This window comes from Flintibacter muris (genome assembly GCF_943192995.1).
GTDB classification, from domain to species: domain Bacteria; phylum Bacillota; class Clostridia; order Oscillospirales; family Oscillospiraceae; genus Lawsonibacter; species Lawsonibacter muris.
In genome coordinates, this window is sequence record NZ_CALPCP010000016.1 from 1 (window position 1) to 23275 (window position 23275).

At 49.5% G+C, this 23275-nt stretch carries 22 protein-coding genes; 10 read left to right on the forward strand and 12 right to left on the reverse strand.

What is annotated here, in order from left to right; translation table 11 throughout:
• Positions 1 to 1043 (forward strand): helix-turn-helix transcriptional regulator (locus NFS22_RS12840; RefSeq protein ID WP_251318159.1); only part of this gene is annotated, 1043 nt, incomplete at its 5' end.
• Positions 1044 to 1886: 843 nt separating this feature from the next.
• Here NFS22_RS12840 and NFS22_RS12845 read toward each other — a convergent pair.
• The 6 genes from NFS22_RS12845 to NFS22_RS12870 form a co-directional block, all read right to left on the reverse strand.
• Entirely contained in the window at positions 1887 to 2624 is a 738-nt protein-coding gene (locus tag NFS22_RS12845) for a hypothetical protein (protein ID WP_016324143.1), read from the reverse strand.
• Positions 2621 to 3181 carry an RNA polymerase sigma factor gene (locus NFS22_RS12850; RefSeq protein WP_016324142.1) on the reverse strand — a complete coding sequence of 187 codons (561 nt, stop codon included), beginning with the start codon at positions 3179 to 3181 and terminating at the stop codon, positions 2621 to 2623. Before NFS22_RS12850 ends, NFS22_RS12845 begins: the two co-directional genes overlap by 4 nt.
• Positions 3182 to 3331: 150 nt before the next feature.
• Positions 3332 to 4522: an IS1595 family transposase gene (locus NFS22_RS12855; protein WP_251318161.1), complete on the reverse strand. Its 1191-nt coding sequence runs from the start codon at positions 4520 to 4522 to the stop codon at positions 3332 to 3334.
• Positions 4523 to 4576: 54 nt separating this feature from the next.
• Positions 4577 to 5254 (reverse strand): restriction endonuclease, encoded by a 678-nt coding sequence (locus NFS22_RS12860; RefSeq protein ID WP_251318163.1) that lies wholly within the window; start codon positions 5252 to 5254, stop codon positions 4577 to 4579.
• 394 nt (positions 5255 to 5648) lie between these two features.
• Entirely contained in the window at positions 5649 to 6362 is a 714-nt protein-coding gene (locus NFS22_RS12865; RefSeq protein ID WP_251318164.1) for a hypothetical protein, read from the reverse strand.
• Entirely contained in the window at positions 6359 to 7543 is a 1185-nt protein-coding gene (locus tag NFS22_RS12870; protein ID WP_251318165.1) for an AAA family ATPase, read from the reverse strand. The genes NFS22_RS12865 and NFS22_RS12870 overlap by 4 nt, the downstream gene beginning before the upstream one ends.
• A 179-nt stretch (positions 7544 to 7722) precedes the next feature.
• On the opposite strand from NFS22_RS12870, the gene NFS22_RS12875 reads away from it, so the two are divergent.
• The 9 genes from NFS22_RS12875 to NFS22_RS12915 all read left to right on the forward strand — a co-directional run bounded on the left by NFS22_RS12875 (position 7723) and on the right by NFS22_RS12915 (position 18216).
• Positions 7723 to 8397, forward strand: a complete 675-nt coding sequence (locus NFS22_RS12875) for a response regulator transcription factor (protein ID WP_251318166.1) — start codon at positions 7723 to 7725, stop codon at positions 8395 to 8397.
• 68 nt (positions 8398 to 8465) lie between these two features.
• On the forward strand, positions 8466 to 9506 hold the full coding sequence (locus NFS22_RS12880; protein ID WP_251318167.1) for a sensor histidine kinase: 1041 nt from the start codon (positions 8466 to 8468) through the stop codon (positions 9504 to 9506).
• Between the two features lie 124 nt (positions 9507 to 9630).
• Positions 9631 to 11691 (forward strand): efflux RND transporter periplasmic adaptor subunit, encoded by a 2061-nt coding sequence (locus tag NFS22_RS12885; RefSeq protein ID WP_251318168.1) that lies wholly within the window; start codon positions 9631 to 9633, stop codon positions 11689 to 11691.
• A gap of 4 nt (positions 11692 to 11695) precedes the next feature.
• Entirely contained in the window at positions 11696 to 12892 is a 1197-nt protein-coding gene (locus NFS22_RS12890) for an ABC transporter permease (RefSeq protein WP_251318169.1), read from the forward strand.
• Between the two features lie 100 nt (positions 12893 to 12992).
• Positions 12993 to 13475 carry a hypothetical protein gene (locus NFS22_RS12895; protein WP_016324133.1) on the forward strand — a complete coding sequence of 161 codons (483 nt, stop codon included), beginning with the start codon at positions 12993 to 12995 and terminating at the stop codon, positions 13473 to 13475.
• Positions 13476 to 13479: 4 nt separating this feature from the next.
• Entirely contained in the window at positions 13480 to 14163 is a 684-nt protein-coding gene (locus NFS22_RS12900; RefSeq protein ID WP_251318170.1) for an ABC transporter ATP-binding protein, read from the forward strand.
• 150 nt (positions 14164 to 14313) lie between these two features.
• Positions 14314 to 14916 carry a hypothetical protein gene (locus tag NFS22_RS12905; protein ID WP_251318171.1) on the forward strand — a complete coding sequence of 201 codons (603 nt, stop codon included), beginning with the start codon at positions 14314 to 14316 and terminating at the stop codon, positions 14914 to 14916.
• A gap of 151 nt (positions 14917 to 15067) precedes the next feature.
• Complete coding sequence (locus NFS22_RS12910; protein ID WP_251318235.1) at positions 15068 to 15742, forward strand: ABC transporter ATP-binding protein; 675 nt, start codon at positions 15068 to 15070, stop codon at positions 15740 to 15742.
• Entirely contained in the window at positions 15739 to 18216 is a 2478-nt protein-coding gene (locus tag NFS22_RS12915; protein ID WP_251318172.1) for an ABC transporter permease, read from the forward strand. Before NFS22_RS12910 ends, NFS22_RS12915 begins: the two co-directional genes overlap by 4 nt.
• 118 nt (positions 18217 to 18334) lie before the next feature.
• Here NFS22_RS12915 and NFS22_RS12920 read toward each other — a convergent pair whose 3' ends face one another.
• The 6 genes from NFS22_RS12920 to NFS22_RS12945 all read right to left on the reverse strand — a co-directional run bounded on the left by NFS22_RS12920 (position 18335) and on the right by NFS22_RS12945 (position 23248).
• A complete protein-coding gene (locus tag NFS22_RS12920; protein WP_251318173.1) occupies positions 18335 to 18586 on the reverse strand; it encodes a winged helix-turn-helix domain-containing protein in 252 nt (83 codons plus the stop codon).
• Between the two features lie 106 nt (positions 18587 to 18692).
• On the reverse strand, positions 18693 to 19487 hold the full coding sequence (locus tag NFS22_RS12925; protein ID WP_016324125.1) for a CPBP family intramembrane glutamic endopeptidase: 795 nt from the start codon (positions 19485 to 19487) through the stop codon (positions 18693 to 18695).
• Positions 19477 to 20211, reverse strand: coding sequence for a hypothetical protein (locus tag NFS22_RS12930; protein ID WP_016324124.1), 735 nt, complete (start codon positions 20209 to 20211; stop codon positions 19477 to 19479). Before NFS22_RS12930 ends, NFS22_RS12925 begins: the two co-directional genes overlap by 11 nt.
• Entirely contained in the window at positions 20212 to 20877 is a 666-nt protein-coding gene (locus tag NFS22_RS12935; protein WP_338147971.1) for an ATP-binding cassette domain-containing protein, read from the reverse strand.
• A 52-nt stretch (positions 20878 to 20929) separates the two neighbouring features.
• A complete protein-coding gene (locus tag NFS22_RS12940) occupies positions 20930 to 22171 on the reverse strand; it encodes an MFS transporter (RefSeq protein ID WP_251318174.1) in 1242 nt (413 codons plus the stop codon).
• A 66-nt stretch (positions 22172 to 22237) separates the two neighbouring features.
• Complete coding sequence (locus tag NFS22_RS12945) at positions 22238 to 23248, reverse strand: MerR family transcriptional regulator (protein ID WP_251318175.1); 1011 nt, start codon at positions 23246 to 23248, stop codon at positions 22238 to 22240.
• Positions 23249 to 23275: the final 27 nt, after the last annotated feature.

Sequence of the window (23275 nt, forward strand, 5' to 3'; positions counted from 1 at the left end):
AGGATTTTGCTGTGAATCTTCTGCCCTTCCGCGTCTATCAGATTCTTTCTGAATACACCGATGGAGACCACGCCCTGGCCATGGGGGAACTATTACGCCTGCTGCGGACGGAGTATGGTCTGCGATGCGACCGCCGGGCGGCATATGCTGCCTTGGACAAGCTGCGGGCTGTTGGCTATCACATTCCGGAGTACCAGGACGACGGCGAGGGCTACCGGCTGCTGTCCCGTTCCCTGGAACCATCCGAGGTCCAGTTGTTGTCGGATGCTGTGTCCGCCTTTCCGGGTATCTCACAGCGTCAGTGTGAACAGCTGCTGGTGAAGCTTCAGCAGGGCCTGAGCCGCTGGCAGCGGGCACAATGCCGCCCTCTCGTCGTTGGAGTGCCTTGGCGTGGTATGAATCATGAAACATTCTTGTCAGTGGAGGTGCTGAAGGAGGCCGTTTCGTGCCGCTGTCAAGTGGAGTTTCAGTACATGGAGTGCGGTATGGACAAGCGCCTCCATCCCCGCCGGGAGCGGCCTTACCGGGTATCGCCCTACGGCCTATGCTTCGCCAACGGGAACTACTACCTGATTTGCCGGTATCAGGGGGCGGAGGACATCAGCCATTACCGGGTGGATCGGATTCAGTCCCCGGTCTTGCTGGATGAGCAGACCGTCGAACCGCTGCCAGCCGGGCTGGATTTGGCACGATATGTCCGGGAGCGAGTATACCCCTTTCCCGGCAAAGCTGTTCATGCGGTGTTGCGCTGTGAGAGTGATTTGCTCAACGATGTGCTGGACCGCTTTGGCATGGAAACCCAGCTTCGGGACAATGGGGATGGGACCTTTGACGCGGTAGTGTTTACCGGAGCCGCTGGGCTGAAATTCTGGGCGCTACAATACGTGGGGGGCTGTCAGGTCCTGGAGCCGCTCTGGCTGAGACAGGAGATTGGCGATTCCCTGCGGATGGGATGGAACAACTACCAAAAAGTGCCAGAAGCATCGTCTGGCAGTGAAATGGAACAACTACCAAAAAGTGCCAGAAGCATCGTCTGGCAGTGAAAGCGAGTAAGAAAATATTGCTCACTTCTCGCAAACACGAAATACATACATTCATTAAGATTAGATTTTCCAAGTCAAATCTCAAATTCCCCCTTGACAACAGCTTTATAAGTATATGTTAAAGGCAGCGCTGAGGCTGTTCATACCTATCAGAGAGCGTTTGAAGCTGAAATTCTTGGTTTGTACCCTGATGGGAATGGTGGATACATGCACTCTGAACTAAATGCTCATGGGCAGATATTGGCTGTGTCGGAATTGACAGATGGCCTTGTTGTAGGAAATACCATGCAATTTTGCTTTCATTTCGGCGAAGGCGGGGAAGAGTATGTAAAAAAGGCATATGAAGTTTTGCGGGAAGAGGCAACTATCTGCATTCCGATGGGTCCATGTGATTATAGTCCTTGTATGTTCTCTTTGATAGATAAATTTGGAGTATATTGGTGTATATTTGTATGATAAACTGCAGTTTATCGGGCAGTTATATCATAAAAATTGGAAAGGACATGATGGTGGCTTCCTGAACCGCCCTGTCCTTAAAATGGGTGGCTTTGATACCCCCTATTTTGCAAGAGGAAACGGCGGTTCAGTTTGAACCGCCGTTAAAATATTCCGTTCATTCCTAAATAGTATGTTAGAACTGCGCTATGGCAACAGGAAAGCAGCATTTCTAAAACTCCCAATTCGCTTTTGTGTTCCCGGTGACTAAAATCCGATGTTCTAGTGTATAAGCATTCATTTCTACAAAATTATCTGAATTTATCTTGTCCATGATGCGTGTGCAAATTTCAAGAAGAAAGCTGCCCCAAAATCGGAGCAGCTTTTTTTCAAAACAAGGGCATGAATCTACTTAATATTTCTCAAAGCGTCTAACACATTTTCCAGTTCCGCTGTATCAGTAAAAACGCCAATATAGTAATCTCCAGAATGAATATAAGCCGCCTCATCTTTTTCAAGAAGCGATATTGTTATATCCTCCTGACTGGAATAAATGCTTATATCAGTTTCCGGTTCATAGTTCATAACACATACAGTAAAAGAGTCTCCGAGTAGTTCCGGATTGGGTACAACCTCTCCGCCGTCCTCTGCAAATTCTGGTTCTGGTATCTCGCCGGTAATGTATTCAATTCTCAACATATTATACTGGGTTCCATCTTTCATCGTTGTGTTATAAACGCTTCCGCGCCCATAGTGAAAACCGTCTGGCAACTGATTGGGAAGGTGTTCTGCTAATGGATGTGCCAAGGTTTCTTCTTCTGTCAGGCTTGCCACTTCTGCCGATTCTACATTTTCTTCGCTCTCGGTGCTAGGATATACGGCAACGCTGTATGTTGATGTCATCCCATCGCTGTTTCCGGCATCAATTCCAGCAGTGCCGCCAGTACCGGGAATCGAAATTCCACCGAGTATTGTTGAAGAATCCTGCTGTAAAAGAGCAGTAGTGCCTGCAACAATAAGGCACAGGCAAGCTGCCATTGCACCCCAAGCCTTCCAATTCATTTTTTTCTTCATAGTTATTTTAGCCCCTTTCACAATGTCGTCATCAAGTTCACCAAGGACTTCAAAGAAATCTTCTTTTCTCATATCTCAAAGCCCCTTTCTGTCAAATATGCTTTTAACTCTTTTCTTGTCCGTTCCAGTGTCTTTGATACGGTTCCCTGCAACATTCCATTGTCATGTGCAATTTCTGTGACTGAGTCCGCATACCAATAGCGCCGTACAAATATATTTCGCTTGCTTACCGAAAGACTTCTGACGAATGAATTGATAGCCTTTATTAGTTCCTGACGGTCAATGATTTGCTCCACATCATCAACGTCCGATATGCAGTCGGTCAATTCGTCTAAAACAAGTGTTATTTTTTCCCCACCGCGTTTTTCGGTATGATTGTGCTTGTACCTGTTAAAAGCTAGGTTCCGTGTGATTTTACCGAGGAATGTTGCCAACTGTTCAGGCCAATGGGTTGGCATGGAGTTCCAGGCGTTTAGATAGGTATCATTGACACATTCCTCTGCATCTTCTTCATTGTTTAAAATATTCCTTGCAATAGCTTTGCAGTAATGACCATATTTATCGGATGTTACTTTTATGGCTTGGTCATTCCTATCCCAATAGAGCTGGATTATGCCATTATCATCCATACAAATCCTCCTTCCACCTATATACACAACTTCTAGGCAAAAATCTGACACCTATTTTGAAAAATTTTTTTCTTATTATATCATAATGCCTACATGATATCATTAAAAATGGGCCAGAACAGTGTCTGGCCCATTTCAAAATCATTATTATCACACCACATTAGGGAATTGACCTTTGGTGTTAATGTCAAGCGGACGAGATTTTATGCTGTCATAGGATTCTTTGTAATCATCCCAACTGTCTGCAAGAGTACGTTTGAGTAGAATAACCCTTTCATCAAGTGATAAACCTTTATGTATCCATTGCAATGTAAACAAAGCCATGTATTGATTCAAATACTTTGTTGCTGGGATACGTTCTGCTGATTCTGGCATGAATTTTTCTATCTGTGAATGAATTCCATTGACATTTGCAAGATTATATCTGCCTTCAGTGTGCTTATCTGCTTTGATTTGAACATGACGAATATTTTCGCTCTTTGCCAAAATCGGATAGGCTGAATGACTGTCAGTAATTAGAGTGCTATCACTATCAAAATGCCCTGATAACAATTTTTTAACATCTTCTGTTTCTAATCTACCAACAGAAACAGGTTTTGCTATTAAGTTCTTTTCATCATCCGCCGCAACAACAATACAGGCCTGTTCATTGCTGATTCCTCTTTTGTATCTCTTGGTGTTCTCCCGCAGTTCCTTTAAATAACCTGGTATTGATATTACCCTCGTCCATAGACCATGCTTTTTCAAATATTCCTCTTGATCTGCGTTGGAACAGTTATGCCTGGGAAATCTTTTCAATGTGAATATGAAAAACTCCGGGTCGCGTTTACCTTTAAATGATACAGTACAAAAACATTCATCACATTGCACTTCACCTTCAAATTTGAAATTATGTTTCCCCTCTGTATCTAATACACTATATTGCGCCATCATCCGTTGAAAAAGAATGTCCATGACCTTTAATTTGTGCTGTGCCGCTGTTGATCTACTGACATTCATCTTTTGAGCAAGATTCCCAATTGTTTGATTCTCTACAATCCCCACATATAAAGCTGCAAGTTGTGTATCTGACAGACGAGAGTTTTGGTCAAGTATATCTATGTCAGACGAAAATGTCTTACCACAATCCTTACAAATTATTCTTGGAGTACCCTTTTTAGACTTTCCATGCTTTTTAATCCTGATACTCCCACAGAATGGACAACTATCCGACGTTTTAATTTCCTTTTTCCCTTTACTTTCCGACCTTTTTGCTTGTGCCATGATTATCAGTTCATCCAGTTGGTCAGCTGTCAAACTATCAAGGCCACCCTTCAACGCTTCGTTGAAGAAGTCGGACATTGTAAAACCTCCTAATGCTATTAAATTGTTTGCACCCTCTGCGGTGCTTACCCTTCAACCATAGTCAAGACTTGCTAGAATCGCTTTTTTCTGCCGCTCGAGTGCCATCCTCCGATATTTGAGAGCTTTTTGTTGTAAGCGTTCCTCCTCCTTCAAGTATTCCTCCGCCATATCAAAATCAGATTGGAGTTGAAGTCTGTACTCGTCTTTATCACTTAATTCTGGTACAATATGCTCTTGTTCAGTTGCTACAGATCGTTTAGCGTATTCTGCGTTTTTAATTGCACTCGAAATAATTATTCCCAATAAACCAGTATGTTGATATTTTGCTTTCTTGGAATTACAAGTGTCTTTAATTTCATCCCATTCAGAATCCGCAATGATCTCTACACCCAATTTTTTGGCATAAGTTCTGGCATTGAATGTCACTTCGTTATTGGTAATGACAACGGGCTTTCCAATATTATTGTAAAATGCCGCTCCAGAATAAACCTCTTGAATTGGGCCCTTGCCCAAAGGCTTGTTGTAATACTTGCATTGAATGTAATATGAATATTTAACCCCTTGAATATTCACACTCGCTTCAATGTCAATACCTCCATCATTAGCTTTACCTACTCTGTTAGCTGTGAGTCCAGCCAGTCGAAGAAAGTCTACCGTTTTGTTTTCAAACTCTGTACCTGAATAGCAATTGTTAAAGACGATGTTCTCAGGAATGATGTTCGCCTGCATGATGTATGCCTCCTAAAAAAGTATTGAACTGTTTTTTAAGTTCAACACCACATAGAGGAAGTCAGTACAACACGCTATATGTTCCATTTGGTCGATGATGTATTAGGCCTTTTAACTGTTCAGCCCTCGAACAGAATGATTGATAATATAAGCGAACATGAGTAGCTGTCTTTTTCTACTCTCAAAATTCATTTCTTGAAATTCAGAACAATGACCAAAAACAAGATGGTGAAACTGTTTATTATAACGAAAGCCGAAAAGAGACTGTCCACCTATGGTGAGCAGTCTCTTTTTGCAGCTGTTGTATAATTATTGCATTGATATAAATATTTATTTAGAAGATTCTACCGGGAACACGAAGTCGAATTGGGACTTCTAAAATAGTTGCTTTATGCTATGTAAAGGAACGGATAGTTTGCTCAAAGTCTCTTGCGCTCTGACAGAGCCGCGTTACCTGCTGCCAGTTCCGGCAGACAACTGGAGCAAACTCTCTAAAAACTTTGGCGCTCTTTTTTTGGCGTGGAATCCGAACGTCGTGGTACGGTGCTCCCCTGAGAATGACTTGCTTCCAGGGGTCTTCAATAGACTCGACATTTTCTGGGCCGTCATATGCTGCTACGATCCAGGCTTCCAGACTGTCACAGGGAACCACAATACAGGTGTCATCTGTGTCAATCAGTTTAGAGGAAATCAAACTTTTCAGATGATCTATGTAGCCGGTTACAGGGGCGCTATGTCTATTGCAGGGCAGTGTAACCGGGCAGGTTATCGTGTTACAATACAGAGGGTTCAGACTTTCTCTGTCAGGACATACAGTGGGGTCACAGCTGCAATGGGCTGGCTTTTCTTTCCTGGAGACATCACCATCCATCTGGATGATCAGGAGATCCAGCGCAGGCTGGATACTGTTCATAAACTGCTTTTTGATGGCGGCATGATCTATGCACCATTTCCAAACACCTTTCCAGCCATTCTCGTACCGGCCAATTACATCGGGTTCTGGCTGCAATGGATAAAAATTGTTGCGCTCTCCGGTGATTGTATCAACAACAGCCTGGAGGATGATAAAGTCTGTTGGACCCTCGCAGACAATTCCAATATTTTTCATAGCGGCGTGGGGACACCTCCCAGTCTGCCGTTGATCCAAAGCCGGGACAGAGGCTGGCCTTCGTTGATCAGCTCCTGGGAGACAAGAATCCGCTTGATTTGCGCATAACCATGGGAGTCCCGATCCAAAGCGAACAGGCGAATGTCGTCATTGCGCAGGTCCAGACCGTCCAGGACCAGCGGGTTATGAGTTGTCAGAAAAACGTGCTTCTTGTGCTGAATGACCTGTTCACAGAAAACCTGAATCATTTTCTTGGCGAGCCGAGGATTTAAGGCATGGTCAAAACTATCTACAGCGAAAATAGAAGGGGCCTGTGGGTGCATGGCCAGAGCCAGCATGAACAGCACATACAGCGCACCCTCACTGGCATCGTAGCCGGTGAACTGCGCAGACGCTTTCATATAGCGGTCTGCAAATTGAATAACCTGTCGTGGAGAAGGGATGTTGGAATTGATAGTACTCTTTTTAGGTGCGCCTACGGTGATATCAGATGCCCAATCGATCATATCCAGGATATCATCCATGTATAGATCACCAAAACAAAGATCGCCATCTTTTTCGTGAATGAGAGCATCAATTGCTTCAGCCAAACGACCGCCATTCAGGCCGATAGGGGTAGTTTGGTTTGGGTCGGGAGTTGTTCCGCGCAGGGTCATTGTATTTGGTTGAAAGATACCATATGAGGAAAAGTCCTGTGCTATTTTTCGGCTTGCCGCCAAATCCTCGTTGTTGTCAATTAAAAAAAAGCCAATATGATTGTTGGTTTGCTGCTGGGAGGCATGGCTGCGCCCCCACTTTTTTATGCCATTGAGGAAAAATGCTTCTGCGTGATATTTCCAATAGTCGCTATCTGTAGGGGTTGTGAGGTGAACGTCATATTGGCACACATCAGAGGAGTCATCATCATCCCACTCCAAAGAGAGATCCACTGTTAGTTTCTGACGACTAATCCCCTTAAAATTAGACTTATAGAGTGAGGGGATGCTTAGCCTAACGCCTCTCCTTTGTAGGCTTGCAGAGTCAACACGATCTGTCATGGCCGCGCTGAGCAGTCCAATAGCCTCCAAAATTGTAGACTTCCCAGAACCGTTGGCACCAATGAACACATTGACTTTCCCAGGCTCAAAAGCTATATTATATAGACACTTAAAGTTGCCAAAGCTGATTTTTCGCAAATTCATGCCATCACCCCTTCCGTTGGATACAAATACAGTATAACACATCGAACAAATTAAATACAGCATTTTTTGTAGATTTTGGCTTATTTAATTTGATGGAACAAAAATTCCATAAGCAAGATGCTTCTAACAAAAATCTAACACTCAGATTGGTACAATAAGAAGAAAAAGGGGGTGTAGCTTTGAGAATTTTGCTGGTTGAAGATGAACGGCGGCTTTCCGGCTATATTGCAAAGGGCCTGCAAAACAGCGGCTACGCGGTGGATGCCGTTTATGACGGGGAGGCGACCCTATATGAGTATGGGGTAAACAGCTATGACCTGATCATTCTGGACCTGAACCTTCCCAAAGTGGATGGGCTGGATGTCCTGCGGGAGATTCGGAAGACTGACGGCAGCATCAAAGTCATTATCCTGTCCGCCCGCAGTAAAGTGAGCGACCGGATCCTGGGGCTGGATGACGGAGCGAACGACTACCTGATCAAGCCCTTTGATTTTGGGGAGCTGGAGGCGCGTATCCGGAACCTGCTGCGCCGTGAATTTTTGCAGGTGCCGTCAATCGTGTCGCTGGGAGGCCTGAGCCTGGATACAAAAGCCAAGCGGGTCACATTCCATGGTACAGAGGTCGTTTTGACACGCAAGGAGTACGGTATTCTGGAGTACCTGATGTTTCATCAGAACCAGGTAATCAGTGCGGAGGAGTTGACAGAGCACATCTGGAACAACACGTTTGATCCGTTCTCCAACACCGTACGCTACCATATCCACTCGTTGAAAAAGAAGTTGCATATGGCCTGCCGGATAGAATATATCAAAACCATCCGAGGACAGGGCTATATCATGGAGGCGCCGCAATGAGACATATGAGTTTACAAATGAGGGTGGCGCTTTTATCAGTGGTTGCGCTGATTGTTTGTACGGTGGCATTGACGGTCGTATCCGTCTATAGTGTGGAGGGCATTATTTCATCGTCAGAGGATTACTGGGGGACGCAGTATGGCGGTGACGATTTGGATGCTTTACCGCAGGGCCAGGAGAATGCCGATACTGTCATCACGCTTCGCAAGTTTAATGCTACGAGTGTGATTCTCTGCATCTTTGTCAATCTGTTGGGCGGAATCGCTATCTATCTGATTATGGGCAGGGCGCTGCGCCCTTTGACGAAGCTGATCGAGGCCATAGAACGGATTGATGAACAGAAACTGTCTGCGCAGATAGCGGAGACGGGCGCAAATGATGAAGTTGGGCGGCTAACCCACAGTTTCAACGGTATGATGGCCCGGCTGGAGGACGCCTTCCAGCGCCAGAGCAGCTTTACCGCCAATGCGGCCCATGAACTGAAGACACCGCTTACCATCATGAAGACTGGGGTTCAGGTGCTGCTCGCGGACCGGGCGGCTACGCTGGGGGACTATCAGGAGAACGGACGGGAGCTCTTGGACAGCATTGACCGGCTCGCAAAGATTGTAGACAGCCTTCTGGTACTGGCAGCTAATAGCGACCCAGAGCACGACACGGACGAGGACGTGATGCTGGAGCCTTTGATGGAGGCCATCCAGGGCGAGTTGTCTGCGCAGCTGGACGAACGGGATATGAGCTGTTCTGTGATTTGCGGCGAGCTGTCCGTCACCGCAGATCCTGCGCTGTTGTATCGCGTTTTCTTTAACTTGATGGAAAATGCCTGTAAATACGGAAAACAGGAGGGGAGTATCTGCATCACCGGCTCCCGGGGCGATGACGGCATTTATGTATGCGTATTGGATGATGGGCCGGGCATTCCGCAAGAACATATCCCTTATATATTCGATGCGTTTTATCGGGTCGATAAATCACGCTCCCGAGAGATTGGCGGCGCTGGCTTGGGACTATCGATTGTGAAGACAATGGTGGAGTCGTTAGGGGGAACGATAGCAGTGGAAAGTGAAGCGGGGAACGGTACCTGTTTCCTAATACTGTTCCCTGATTAAAATAAGTGTAAAAAGAGGCGGGAGACTGAGTCTCCTGCCTCTTTTTGTCTTCTAACGAAAATCTAACATTCTGTTTGGTATCCTTGCGGCAGCACATTCAACCTGGAAGAAAGGACATTTTATAATGAAGTTGTCAGACCTGCGGAAGCACAAGAAATTTTTGATTGCAGTTGTGTGCGTGTTGGCGGCCATAGCTATGGGTGCGGTTTTTTTACAGCCCAAAGCAGAGCCGGAAGACGATGTGATCTGGCGGGAATACCCCGTTAAGCTCGGCACGATTACGGCATCACTTGACGGCAGCGGATTGCTGGAGGCCACCGGCATCCAGCATAGCTTCGATGTGGACTTGAAAATTGACCAGATACTGGTTGAGGCCGGACAGGAAGTAAAGGCGGGGGATACCCTGGTCACATATTCCAAGACTGCGCTACAAGAGAAGATAGATGAATTGACAGCCTCCCTGCAGGCAGCCCAGCGGGCGCTGGAGGATGCCCAGAACAATAAGCGGAAGATGCAGCTGGAGGGCGTGCTCAGTCAGACCCAGGGCCAGCAGGATCAGGAAACGGCCTATGAGGGTTCCAAACGGGAGATTGAGAATGCGATTCAGAATGGGGAGCACACAGTCGCCCAGCTTCAGGAGAAGGTCGTCTCTTTACAGGAAGAACTGCGGCAGGTGAGTATGTCACAGGATGGCACCGCCGCCTCCGCTGATTTACAGAATTTGATGGCCCAAATGTCGCGTCTGAAAAAGGACATGGAGCGGCTGCAGGCGAGCAACACCGCTGCCGCCGGCGACCAGCAGATCGCCGCCCTGGTCCAGCAGCGCAGGGAGCTGTATGATCAGTTGGATGACATTGAGCGTCAGATCAGGGACGCTGAGAATACAATCAGCTACTTACAGCGGCTGGAGCAGGACCTGTCAGGTGTGCAGCAGCAGATCGCGTCGCTCCGTGTGCAGATTGCCGAGTTGGAGGCTGCCCAGCAGCAGGTCCCCACAACGTCTCCTGCGCCAGACCCAACCACAGAACCCACGCAGACCCCGGACCTGCCAGAGGACCCTCCGCCCACGCAGCAGCCGGAGACGGAGCTCTTCCCGGAGACAGCGGCAGATAACGGGCAGCTTTCGGTCCTGAAGGCGCAGCTGGAGAACCTCCTGGCCGACGAAACCCGCCTGAAGGCTGAGATTGATGCCACAGCCGATCCGTCCGACCAGCTCGCCTCACTCCGCTCACAAAGGCGAAGCACAGAACGCAGCATATCCAATGTCAACGACCAGATTGACGCCATGGAGGACTCGGCCCAGATTGCTGAGGATATCCAGAAAAAACAGAGTCAGATTGACAACCTACAAGCACAGATCAATGCGCTTTCTGCCAAAGAAGAAAAGATTGACTCACTGAGTGGCCAGATTGAGAAAGCGATAGAGGATATAAATACCGCCAACTTTGATTTGGAGACCCAGCGTATTGCCCTGGAGACACTGGAGACCAACCATAGTGCGCAGGTATCAAAGACGGAGGCCAACCAGGCGACGCAGTCCCAGATCGACGCGCTTACCGTTGAAACACTGAACAATGCTATTGAGAACGCACAGGCGGAGATCAGAAGCATCAATGCAGAATTGTCCGCAGCCCAGGCATTGCTCGCTACTCCCGCACTGTCCGCAAAGGCGGATGGGGTCGTCACACTGGTGAGCTATACCGAGGGGGATACCGTCCCCGCCGGGAAGTCCGTGGTGACGATTGGGGACAGCGGTGAGAAATGCGTGGCAGCGGAGATCCCGCAGGAGGACATAGGCGGCGTTGAGCTTGGCCAGGCGGTGGAGCTGCAGTTTGTGGCGGACCCGGACAACACGATCTCCGGGCGGGTGGTTGAGAAAAACCTTGTACCGACCCAGGGGACAGAGGGCGTTACATATACGGTGAAGATCGCCTTTGACGAGCCGCAGGAAGAACTACTGCAGGGCATGACTTGCAGTGTGAAGTTCATCCAGAAACGGGTGGAGAATGTTCTGACCCTGGCCAATAAGGCCATTACGCTGACAGATGGGAAACAGACAGTCATCGTCCAGATGGCGGACGGCTCCCATGAGGAGCGGGAGATTAAGACGGGCTTTTCCGATGGGCGCACCAGCGAGGTGACCAGCGGCCTGTCCGCCGGCGAAATTGTTGTGGTAGCGGGGTGAGTGTATGCGGCTGACAGAAACGCTCCGCATGATCTGGACGAATCTGCTCCAGAACAAGTCCAAGGTCCTGCTGACCTCTCTCGGCATTATTATCGGGACCCTGACCATCATCCTGGTAATCGCCATCGGCAAAGGCGGCGAGGAAGAGGTGGCCCGGCAGTATTCCAGTATGTCCGCTGAGACGATCTATGTTAATGTCATATACAGTGACAGGCTCGACTTTGCCAGCATACCGCGCATCTCCACAGAACACTTGGCGGTGATATTGGAGGAAAACCCCTACCTTGAGGGGATATATCTGCGTACTACACTGTTCCAGGAGACACGAATCGGACAGAAAAAGAAAGACCTCACCATTGCGGCTGTGACGCAGGGGTACAGTGAGATATCCTCGCTGCCTATAGCGGAGGGTACCGATTTTGCGGATGCGGACTTTGAGGATGGAGGCCGTGTGGTGGTACTGGGCAATAATGTGGCGCAGCAGAACTTTACCAGCCCCGAGGCTGCGGTCGGGGAATCCCTGGTCATCAACAACGCCCGCTATGAGATCATCGGGGTTCTGGCAAAGAAGTCCGAGGGCCTGCAGGGCCTGTCTCCGGACGACAGTGTTTTCCTGCCCCTCCAGACAGCGCAGAACGGCGATATGCTGGATGACTACGCCATACCTCAGGCGGTCGGCCTGGCCACCAGCACCGAGGTGATCGACCAGGCCATGACCAGGCTGAAAAGCTCACTGGACTATCTGCTGGAGGACAGCACGATGTACGGCATTGAGGATGCCGGCGGACGTATCGAGGCGGCCCTGCAGTCGGCCCGCACGATGAAGATGCTGCTGGTGTCGGTGGCCGCAATCGTGTTCCTGGTGGGCGGTATCGGTATCATGAATGTCCTGTTTGTTTCCGTGAAAGAGCGGACCAAAGAGATTGGCATTTTGAAAGCGCTGGGGACATCGAAAAAGGATATCCTGCTGCTGTTCTTGCTGGAGTCCGTTGAGATTGGCCTTTTTGGCGGGATTGTCGGCGTCCTGGTGAGCTTTGTGGCAATGCCGCTGATGCAGCGCACCGGCATTGCGGTATCACCCAGCGTGGAGGGCTGGGTCATCGCACTGTTCTTCGCAGTGGGTACTGCGGCGGTGTTCGGCTTCTATCCCGCCTATAAGGCCGCAGGACTGAAACCGATTGATGCGCTGACATATGAGTGAGAAGAACTCCGGTATTTTATGCTGTGGAGCCAGATTGTCCGCCAGGGCATCGAACTGCGGCTTAAAATAAAAATAATTGTTTTGAAAGGAACGGACCACTATGAAAACTCTGATGACATTACTGCTTACCCTTGCGATGCTGTTTACGCTGGCCGCCTGCGGCAGCCAGGCCGGTGGAGATCAGACCCAGGAGCCCAATCAGTCGGATGTCCTGGACGGCGATGTCTCCGGCGGAGAGGAGGAGAACTACGAGTCCCTCTACGGAAAGGTGACCAGCATCGTGGGCAATGAGATCGAGCTGGCCCTTGCGGAGCTGCCGGACGATGATGCTGGTGACGGTGACGATGACCCGGCGCCGGTCGAGCTTCCGGGCGGCATCGTTGTGACCCAGAAGGAGCCGATCAACGTGGAGAGCATGGAATATACCGGGGAGTCCCTGACGTTCACAGTCCCCGCAGGGACCCAGTTCTACAGCGACGGTCAGGAGACGGTCCTGTCGGCCGTCAAGAAGGGGAGCGTTGTGTCTGTTACTGTGGACAACCGGGAGGACATGAACATCCAGTCCATTGAGGTTTTGGGCTGACGGGATGGATGCGGAAAACATTGTAACACTGAGCGAGATTGAAAAGTCCTATACCGCCGGCGGCGAGCGGCTTTATGTACTGAAGCGGGTCAGCCTGACCGTCAACAAGGGCGAGTACCTGGCGATCCTGGGCGCGTCCGGGTCGGGAAAGTCCACGCTAATGAATATCATCGGGTGCATGGACACATCGGACTCCGGGCAATACCTTTTGGACGGTGTGGAAGTGAACACCTGCAATGACGCTGGCTTGACAGCTCTGCGCAACCAGAAGATCGGGTTCATCTTCCAGAAGTACCATCTGATCCCCCAGTACACCGTGCTGCAGAATGTGATGCTCCCGCTGCTGATCCGGGGGAAGACCCGGACGGAAGCGGCAAAAATGGTAGAGGAGTACATACGGATGGTGGGCCTGTGGGAGCGCATCTCCCATAAGCCAAACGAGCTCTCCGGCGGCCAGCAGCAGCGTGTGGCGATTGCCCGGGCGCTGGTGACGGCACCGACCCTGCTTCTGGCGGACGAACCCACGGGCGCACTGGACTCCCAGACCGGCAAAGAGATCCTTGCCCTGTTCCAGCGGCTCAATGAGATGGGAAACACCATTATCATGATCACCCATGACCTGAGCGTGGCGCAGCACAGCAAGCGGATCGCACGGCTGGTAGACGGTGTCCTGTCATTTCAGGGGTAGGAGAGCCATACAAAACTTTCTAAAAAAGAATGAAACAGTGTAACCTATAGCCTTCCTTTTCCCACTTCTATCATAGAAGAATACCGTATTCGGTTTCAAACGGCTGACGAGTCGGCTGAAATAAATCTAATTGAAAGAAGGTTATTTGCAATGAAGAAACAGTTTATGCCCCTGGCCCTTGTATCCCTGCTGGTCTGCTCCCTGCTGTGTACCTCCGCATTTGCCGCCAACAGGGACACCCAGACGGAGCCCGCCGTGATCGAGGTGGATACTGCGGCCCTATTCTCCACCATTGAAAGCAACGAGGCGCAGATGGTCAATGTATTGGAGAAGCAGGCCGGTGCTGTTGTGGTCGCTCCTGAATTTTCCCACTTTAGTGATGTGGCGACCTCTAACGCATTGCAGGCGGGCGGGGACGTTGAACAGACCGATTATGTCCCCGGCACTGAAAGCCATGGAGATGGCATTGACCCGGAGTCAAGCGGCGAGTTGGCTGCTGGAAAATCCTGGAGCTATGATGCGCAGTCTATGAGTAAAGGCCAGAAGATTACGATTAGCGTAGACTACACGCCCACCTCGTCCAATATGCAGATTGGTTTGAAGGACTCCAATGGTACGGTTTACTATACCACGGTTACTGGCGGTTCCGGTTCTGCAACCTTCAGCATCAACAAAACTGGCACCTATTCCATTTATGTGGGGAATCCCTCTTCTGTCAGCGTTAACTTTGATGTGTCCTATATCCTGGACTGAAACTCCGGCAAACCGGTACGATGAAATAGTTGAACCTCGTAAGCGGCACCGGGGGACCCCCTGGTGCCGCTGGGTTGATTTGTCCGCTACATTGCAGTAAATTTTTCGGTGTGTTGATAAAATGTTGAAAAAGGAAAGGCGGTTCTTAATGATGACAGAAACCCCAATTTTGCAAACAGTTAATTTGAGAAAGTATTATCGGCAGGGAGATCATGTCATAAAGGCCCTCGATGGGGTAAGCCTCTCTGTAGATGCCGGGGAGTTCGTGGCGGTTGTCGGCACCTCCGGCTCCGGCAAGTCTACGCTGCTCCATATGTTGGGCGGACTTGATACGCCCACCTCCGGGGACATCATTGTGGGCGGGAAACGGCTCTCGAAAAAGAGTGAGGAGCAGATGGCAGTGTTTCGCCGCCGCCATATTGGCTTCGTTTTCCAGAATTACAATCTGGTACCAATTCTGAACGTCTACGAGAATATCGTCTTACCTGTGCAGTTGGATGGAAGAAAAGCGGACAAGGACTTTTTGGAGGAGATTGTCTGCTCCCTCGGCCTCCAGGACAAGCTCCAGAGCCTCCCCAATAACCTCTCTGGTGGCCAGCAGCAGCGGGTCTCCATCGCCCGCGCCCTGCTTACGAAACCGGAAATCATCCTAGCAGACGAGCCCACCGGAAACCTGGACAGCAGAACCAGCGAGGACGTGCTTGCCCTGCTGAAGGTCACCAGTACTAAATTCCATCAGACCACCATTATGATTACACACAATGACGCCATTGCGCAACTGGCAGACCGAATCATTCGCATCGAGGATGGGAGGATCAAGAAATGAGACACGGAAAGAGACTGATCAAAACACAATCGTCAGTTCAGATCGTTGCCCAGCGTTCCTTTCACAACAGCCGTGCTACAAACCGGTTGATTGCCGTTGCAGCTATCATTGTGGTTATTCTGATTACAGCCACCTGCAGCGTCTTTTTTAATCTGCAGAATTTTTCCACGCTGCAAACTCTGAAAAGTTATGGAACGACTACGGAAATCATTTTCTCCAACCCTAGTACCGCGCAGCTGACCAAACTGGAGGAAAGTAATCTTGTGCAGAAGCCCTTGTATACTTCCTACAGACTGGGACGGCTGATTGGAAACCCCGGTCAGTCCGGTCTTAGTATTGACCTGTGGGCGGTTGAAAATTGGGACACCTGGAGCAGTCCGCTGGTTTCTAATCTACAAGGGCATTACCCAGTTGAGGCAGGCGAGGTCATGCTGTCCACCTGGCTACTGGAACGGTTTGAGATTGAGCCAGTGATTGGCACAGAGATCACATTTTCCGTTGGCTGGGATGATTGTGATGCGGTGCAGGAGGAGACATTTTATCTATGTGGCTTCTATACCGATACATCCTATATTGACACGACATCAAAGCAAAAGGTCTTTCTGTCCGCTGCGGTTCTTGCACAGCATGAATTGCCGGCGTCAATCGCTGGATTTTCCGTTTCGGCTGGCAGTGGCCAGAGGGATTTGAACCAGGTCATCAATCAGCTTGGACTGACAGAGCAACAGACGGTTACAGTTTTGTCTGCCGGGAAGATGTCGCTTCAGGATATGGTTTTGGCCCTGGCGGTCATCCTGTTTTTTATGGTAGATGGCTTTTTAATCATTTTCAACATCAACTCCATTTCCGTTACCAAGGACATTCAGTTTTATGGCCTACTGAAGACCATCGGAATCTCCCCCAAGCAGTTAAAGCGGGTAATCTATTACCGGATGGCTCGGATATTGCTGATGGCGCTTCCTGCTGGGTTGCTCCTCGGCTGCGTTATAACGCATTGGATCGTGCCCCTGCTGTTGGGCACTTTGCTGGAAGGTTTCACTCAGGCAAACCTCCATTGGGCGGTACCTGTTGTATCGGCCATTTTTTCCTGCGTAATGGTTTTTTTCAGTTTTGCCATGACGGCGCGGAAGGTTCTGGCTGTTTCGCCTATGGCCGCGCTGCGTTACACGGAGGAAGGCATTAAGCGAAAGACCAGCCGCTCCAGCGATCACGCTACGCTGCCTTGGATGGGGCTGAGGAACGCTTTCCGGCATCCCACCAAGGCTTTCTTTGTGATTGGGACCTTCTTTTTGAGCGGTGTGACTTTCCTGCTCTGTATGACAGTGCTGAATGGCCTGTCGGTAGATGAATACGTCAACTTTAATACTGTCCATGACATTGCCCTATATAACCATATGAGCCGGGCCTCATTCTCGCCCCAGGAGGAGCAGTCCTTTACGCCGGAAATTATAGCCCAACTGCAGGGGATAGAGGGTGTTGAAGCCTTTCGTACCACAAAAGTTGTTCCCATCTACGAGCAGTATTCTGAGGAGGTATATGGAGACTGGTATCAGATCAAGAGTGAGTTTGAGAAGTCAAATGGAGTGGAACCGACGGATCCGCAGATTTGGATCGACAATCCCAGTGCGGCGTTTTGGGGACTGCTGGTGGGCGTGGATCGTGATGTAATCACTGCCTATAACCAGTCGGCGGAAACGCCGGTGGATATTGATGCCTTTGAAGCTGGGGAATTTTTGATGACCACAGGCATGAATGGGGACGGGCTGCACCAAGGGGATATGATAACCTTTTTTGTTATGGATACGGACCAGCAATTTCAGTTGCCTATCGGGGGGCAGCTCCCGCTGGAGCGGGATGGAATGAACGGCGGCGCGGCCCCTTGGCTGGTAGTATCCAATAAAGTCATAGACCAGTATAGGCCGGACGCCATCATCTACTCAATTAAGATTGACAGTAAACCTAAATATGAGCAGAACATTTTGGACCAAGTGATGTCTTTGACAGAGCGCATCCCGGCCATTTCAAGGACATCTAAGATAGAACTGGCACAGTCGCTTGCTGAGGCGAAAGATTCCCTGTCAAAACTGTCTATCTTCCTCACAGTGGTGCTGTTTTCCATAGGTATCCTCAATTTTATCAATACTATGAGCGCAAATGTGTTGAACCGTCAAAGAGAGTTTGCTGCGATGGAGGCAGTAGGAGCAACCAAGCGGCAGGTGTGTCAGTTGGTTGTGTGGGAGGGCTTTTGGTACTTTGTCTCTACGATGATACTGGTGCTTACCTTTGGTTCTGCTGCTGATGTCCTTTTATTTGGACTCATTCAAAATTCTCTGGAATTTGGGGTATTCTCTTACCCTGTTCTGCCTTTGGTACTCTATTTATTGGCTACTTTGATCCCTTGCGGTATAATTCCATCAGGCATCTACCGGAAGGTCGGGATGGAGAGTATCATTCAACGGCTGCGAGAGGACTGATGTATTGGCGATCCTTGATTTTTACTAATGAAATTAGGTGTACCTCCTATGCGGCATCAGGGGATGCCGCATAGGAGGTTGTGCAAGTTGAGTAATATTGAGGTCCATAGTTCAGCTGCTACCTGTATGTAAATTTGTACCCATAGCCAGTAACAGTCTGGATTAAATCCGCATTGCCCAGCTTCCGCCGCAGTTGGCAAACTGTATTACGGATGATATGATTGCAGTCAATCGGATCCTCATGCCATATTGATGTATAGATCTGGGTTGGGGTAAGAACCCAGCCGGGATAATGAGCCAAGAGCAGGAGTACATTGAATTCTTTTGGGAATAGGATGACTTCTCTCCCGATAGTGCGACAGTGTGGCATTGTGGGTCAATCACGAGATCATGATACTGGATAATGGGTAGGCGTTTTATTTCTGGTGGCTTCATAGTGGGTCACTCCAATGTATGATAATTATAGCAAGCAGCTGTTATGGTTTTGTTTTCATAAGATATGCTAGTCCCATAACTACCAATATTTGTATTACACTGATTGTAAGAGTCCTCATATTGGGAAAGCTGCATAGTGACGTGAGAGTATACATTCCACCCAAGACGGTATTTGACCAGGCATGGAGCAAAACGGATACCCAGATACTTTTGGTAATTCTGTGCGCTGCGGCCAGGGTTGCGCCCAGAGTAATGCAGAACAGCGTGAAAGCTGCAAAACTGTATGTGCTTTGTGATGAAGCAGGGATAAACCACAAGGGCAGATGCCATATGCTCCATACAGCACCTTCAATCAGCACAGCGATCAGAAACGGGAACCGCTTTTGCAGCAGCGGTTGGAGGATACCCTGCCAGCCGACCTCCTCCAGCCCGCCGCCATAAATCATCAGCGGCATAAACAGAACAAATAAGTACCAGGAATTGCCGGTGTAGCGCTCCTGAAGCGTACAGGCACAGAATTGGATCAGACCAAATAGAAGGAGGACGCCTAGACACCGTTTCATACTGTGCGTTTCGATAACTTTCCGCAGGAATGACCGCAGCATCATCCCATGGCATTTCCGCTCCACAATGAATGCCGCATAGGCGGGGGCCATCCCGCAGCCGAATCCAAGCCCGATATAGTACAGTACCTGTAGGAAAGCACTGCTGGACAACGGCAGGCGGTAAAGAAGGATCAGCAGCAGTTCGGTCCCCCAAGCAATCGAAAATGTAAGCAGCAGATAGGTGTTCATCATTGATTTTTCAATTTTAGTGAGGCGCATATTAAGTTTCATACCTTCCTTTCGCTGTGGACAGCTCCATGCTGTCCATACTGTTTGCCAGGTTCCACATGAGCAAGATACCCGTCAACAGCAGAATAGCGGTGAATAAAAGCAGCCCTGCAAAGTAGGCGTTAATTGCAGCCACAAAATTTGTCAGGAGCATACTGAACAGAACGGCACTGATGACGGTCATGGAATTGGACCTTCGGGCGAACCCGATGCGGATAGAGCACAGAGTAATACCACAGGCAAGGCAGGCTATCATAATAGAATTGCGTAGCGCGGTGACAAAGTGCGCAAGTACCAGTTGTTCCTCCACGAAGGAAAATGTGCTTGCTGCCATTGCAAAAGCAGTGAAACTGCACAGCGTCGTGCCTATTGCCGCTATGGATGTAAACATCATCAACAGCAGCGTTTTTGCCGTCAGGATACGTTTTGGGCTGATGGGATAGCTGAACAGTAAGATGGCCTGAGCACCGCAGTATTCCCGAATCACATACCGGTATCCCATAGCGGAGGACAGCGCGGAGAAGGCCATAAGCGCAATGGCGCCGTTGACGGCCATAATTCCAGAATAGGAAGAAAAGAGTACGGCGCTGTTCTGGCTGCCAGACTCCAGCTTCGGTACATAGGCAAATAGAAAAGACAGCCCCAGCAAGCAGAGAAATATGGCTGCTGCCGCAATGCAGTAGGGACATATATTCGTTTTTCGCAGCTCCAGTCGCAGTATCCGCATTTATGTGTTCCCTCCCAGCATAATTTTGAAAAAATAGTCCTCCAGCCCGTTTGGACAGGCTGCTCTGATTTCCGGCATAGAGATCTCCTGCGTGATAGAGCCGTCCGCAAGCACGCCTACCCGGTCGGCGATCTGCTCTACTTCGCTGAGGATGTGGCTGGAAATCAGAAGTGTCATATTGCGCTCCCGTGCCAGGGACAAAAACAGATCACGCATTTGCCGTATTCCAAGAGGGTCAAGACCGTTGAGCGGTTCATCCAAAATCAGAAGTTTGGGTGTGTGGCTGATAGCCCTGGCAATGGCAAGGCGCTGCTTCATACCCAGTGAGAATTGGGATACCGGCTGGCCATCAACGTCTCCAAGACCTACGGCAGCCAAGGCGCTGCGGATTCCGGAACAGCTGCATCCCATGTATTCCAAGTGTATCTCCAGATTGGCCAGTGCGGAGAGATGTTCATAGAAGACTGGAGTTTCAATCATAATACCCATATCCTTTAAGAACGCCCGTCTCCTCATGGTTATAGGCTGCCCGTTAAACACAATCTCCCCCGAGGTTGGGTACAGCAGACCAGCGAGCAATTTGAAAGCGGTGGTTTTTCCCGCACCATTGACGCCCAGCAGCCCATAGATTGCCCCGCTCTCTACACGCAGGTTGATTTGGTGCAAAACCTCTCTACTTGCATATGTTTTTGTCACTGACCGCATTGCTATCATTGGATTAGCCATTGCTCGTTACTCCCCCCAATTCACTTAGAACTTTCTTTGCATATAGAGCAATACACATTGAGATTGCACCTGCGCCGGTTATGATGGGAACGGCGCTTATTTGCTCAAGAAAAATCCCGTAAGTCAGTTGCCCAATGGGTTGAGCACACATGATCAGCGTCATAATGCAGGCGATGACTTTCCCAATCAGATGTTCCGGCGTTTCCCTCTGTACGACCGCAAGCATTTGGATGCTGAACATAGTAGAAAAAATTGTAATTGCGGTACCAGTGCCCGACAGAATCAGATACTTCAAATAAGGAGTATTGCTCCAGAGCATCCCCGCTCCCATCAGCAGCGTGAGCATGGCGCAGAGGATCAGAAATACATAAGCTCGCTCTGGCTGAAGCCGCTTGCCAAGGAGCGCAGTCAATAGGCCGCCAAGCACACCTCCTGCCGCCAGCAGCCCCTGGGCGACTCCAAGCAGTTGATCGGAGAACCCTAAATGCTCCACAGTCAGCACCGGAATGCCGACGGTGATCATAGCCGAGAGAATCAGATTCAGACCCGCAATAATCAGAGATACTTTGAGGAATACCGGCTGATCGACACGCAGGAACCGGCAGCCTTCCAGCAGATCCTGCCTTGCGATTTGAAGGGCCGGTTTTTCCCGCGGACGCTTGACGAAGGGGATTTTGATGAAGATTTCCATGACTGCGGACAGGGCAAAACAACCCACGCTGATTTCTAAAATCGGCTCCAGCCCCCACAGACCATAGATCCACCCGCCTATGACCGGCCCAATAAAGTTCGCCATAGAACCGATCTGATTAACGATAGCACTGGCAGTCAGGATGTAATCTTTCGCAACCAGTGCCGGGATACTGGCCTGCACGGCCGGCTGGTATGTCCCGGATATCCCATACAAAAGCATCAGGGTAACAATGAACAGCGGGATAGCAGGAGCTGTTCCCATCAGGATGGAGAAGCCTGCAATGATGCCTGCGGTGGAGAAATCCAGAATTACCATGATGTTTCTCTTGTTCACCCGGTCGGCCAATACACCACCCAGCAGCGAGAGAACGATCATCGGTAGGAGCGAGCAGGCTGTGACGGCACCGAACAGGGCAGAGGATCCAGTTTCTCGGAGCAAAAAGAGCGGCAAGGAGAAGCGCAGGATCGCGTTGCCAAATAGAGAGACTATCTGACCCGCGACTACCAGCGCAAAATCCTTGCCCAATAATTTGTGATTCAATATCGCCACCTCCTTGACACAAAAAGTGTAAGGCCGGTGGGAACCCCCAAGTCAAGAGGGAATTTTTTATTTAAGCGGGACCCACACCTCGTAGAAATGCTGATCTGTATTCTTCTTCAGCATAACGAATCGAATGAAGATATAGACTACACCCCGGAAAGACGCCTTGTGCTCCGTTGCCCAGTTATGGCACAGGTCAAACATCTTCTCAGGTACAGAAGGATCATTATTGTCAGCAATCAGGGTGGTATAGAGGCATTTCCCATGCTCCAGAAATGTCTCTGCCCGGCTCATTCGGACAGCAGGCTTCACAACATACATTTCAGAGCCCTTATAGCCTGTTTCGTCAAACGAAATTGCGCGAACCAGGTTGGAAAGGATATCTTCCTGTTCCAAGTCGAGAAATTTCAGGACCCTGTTCCGGTACTCGCCAAAGGAGGAGACTGAGGGCAGCGTTTCCCGGACACAGTAAAGTGGGAGTTCTCGGATTGAAAATGAGCCAGCTATATCCGGGACAGATTCGCAAAACGATTGTGCTTCTACCAGGCGATGGCGCATCTGCTGAAGCTGGGCAATTTTTCGATCTAAGCGATCCAACTGGCTGTGCATAAGGGCCGCATAGTCCTCCGGCGCCGCCGCCGTCAGGAGTTCCCGGATTTCTACAGGCGAAAATCCGCGCTTTCTAAAGAAATCAATGGACATCAGCCGGGACATATCATACAGATCAAACTCTCGGTACTGGCTTTGACTGCTCCGTTTTGGCTGAATCAATCCCACATCCTCATAGTAGCGCAGTGTTTCGCGGGTAAGGCCAAGGGTTTGGTAGACGTCGGTAGTATGATAAGTCTCAGCCTCCCCACTGGATTCCAGTGAACCGCCTTGACCTGCTGGTACGATTGTTTTGACCGTTTGCTTTTTGCAGCGCTGGTCCAGCGGTTTTTTTGCGCTGGCAGGTATCAGCCAGGTTTTTCCCTTTTTGTGAGCGCCAACAATTCTTCCCGTCTCACAGTACCGGGCGACCATGCGGCTGGTGATACCCCACTTTTTTGAGAATTCTGTGGCAGTCAGGAAGTCCATATCGATCCCTCCTGACCATAGTATAAT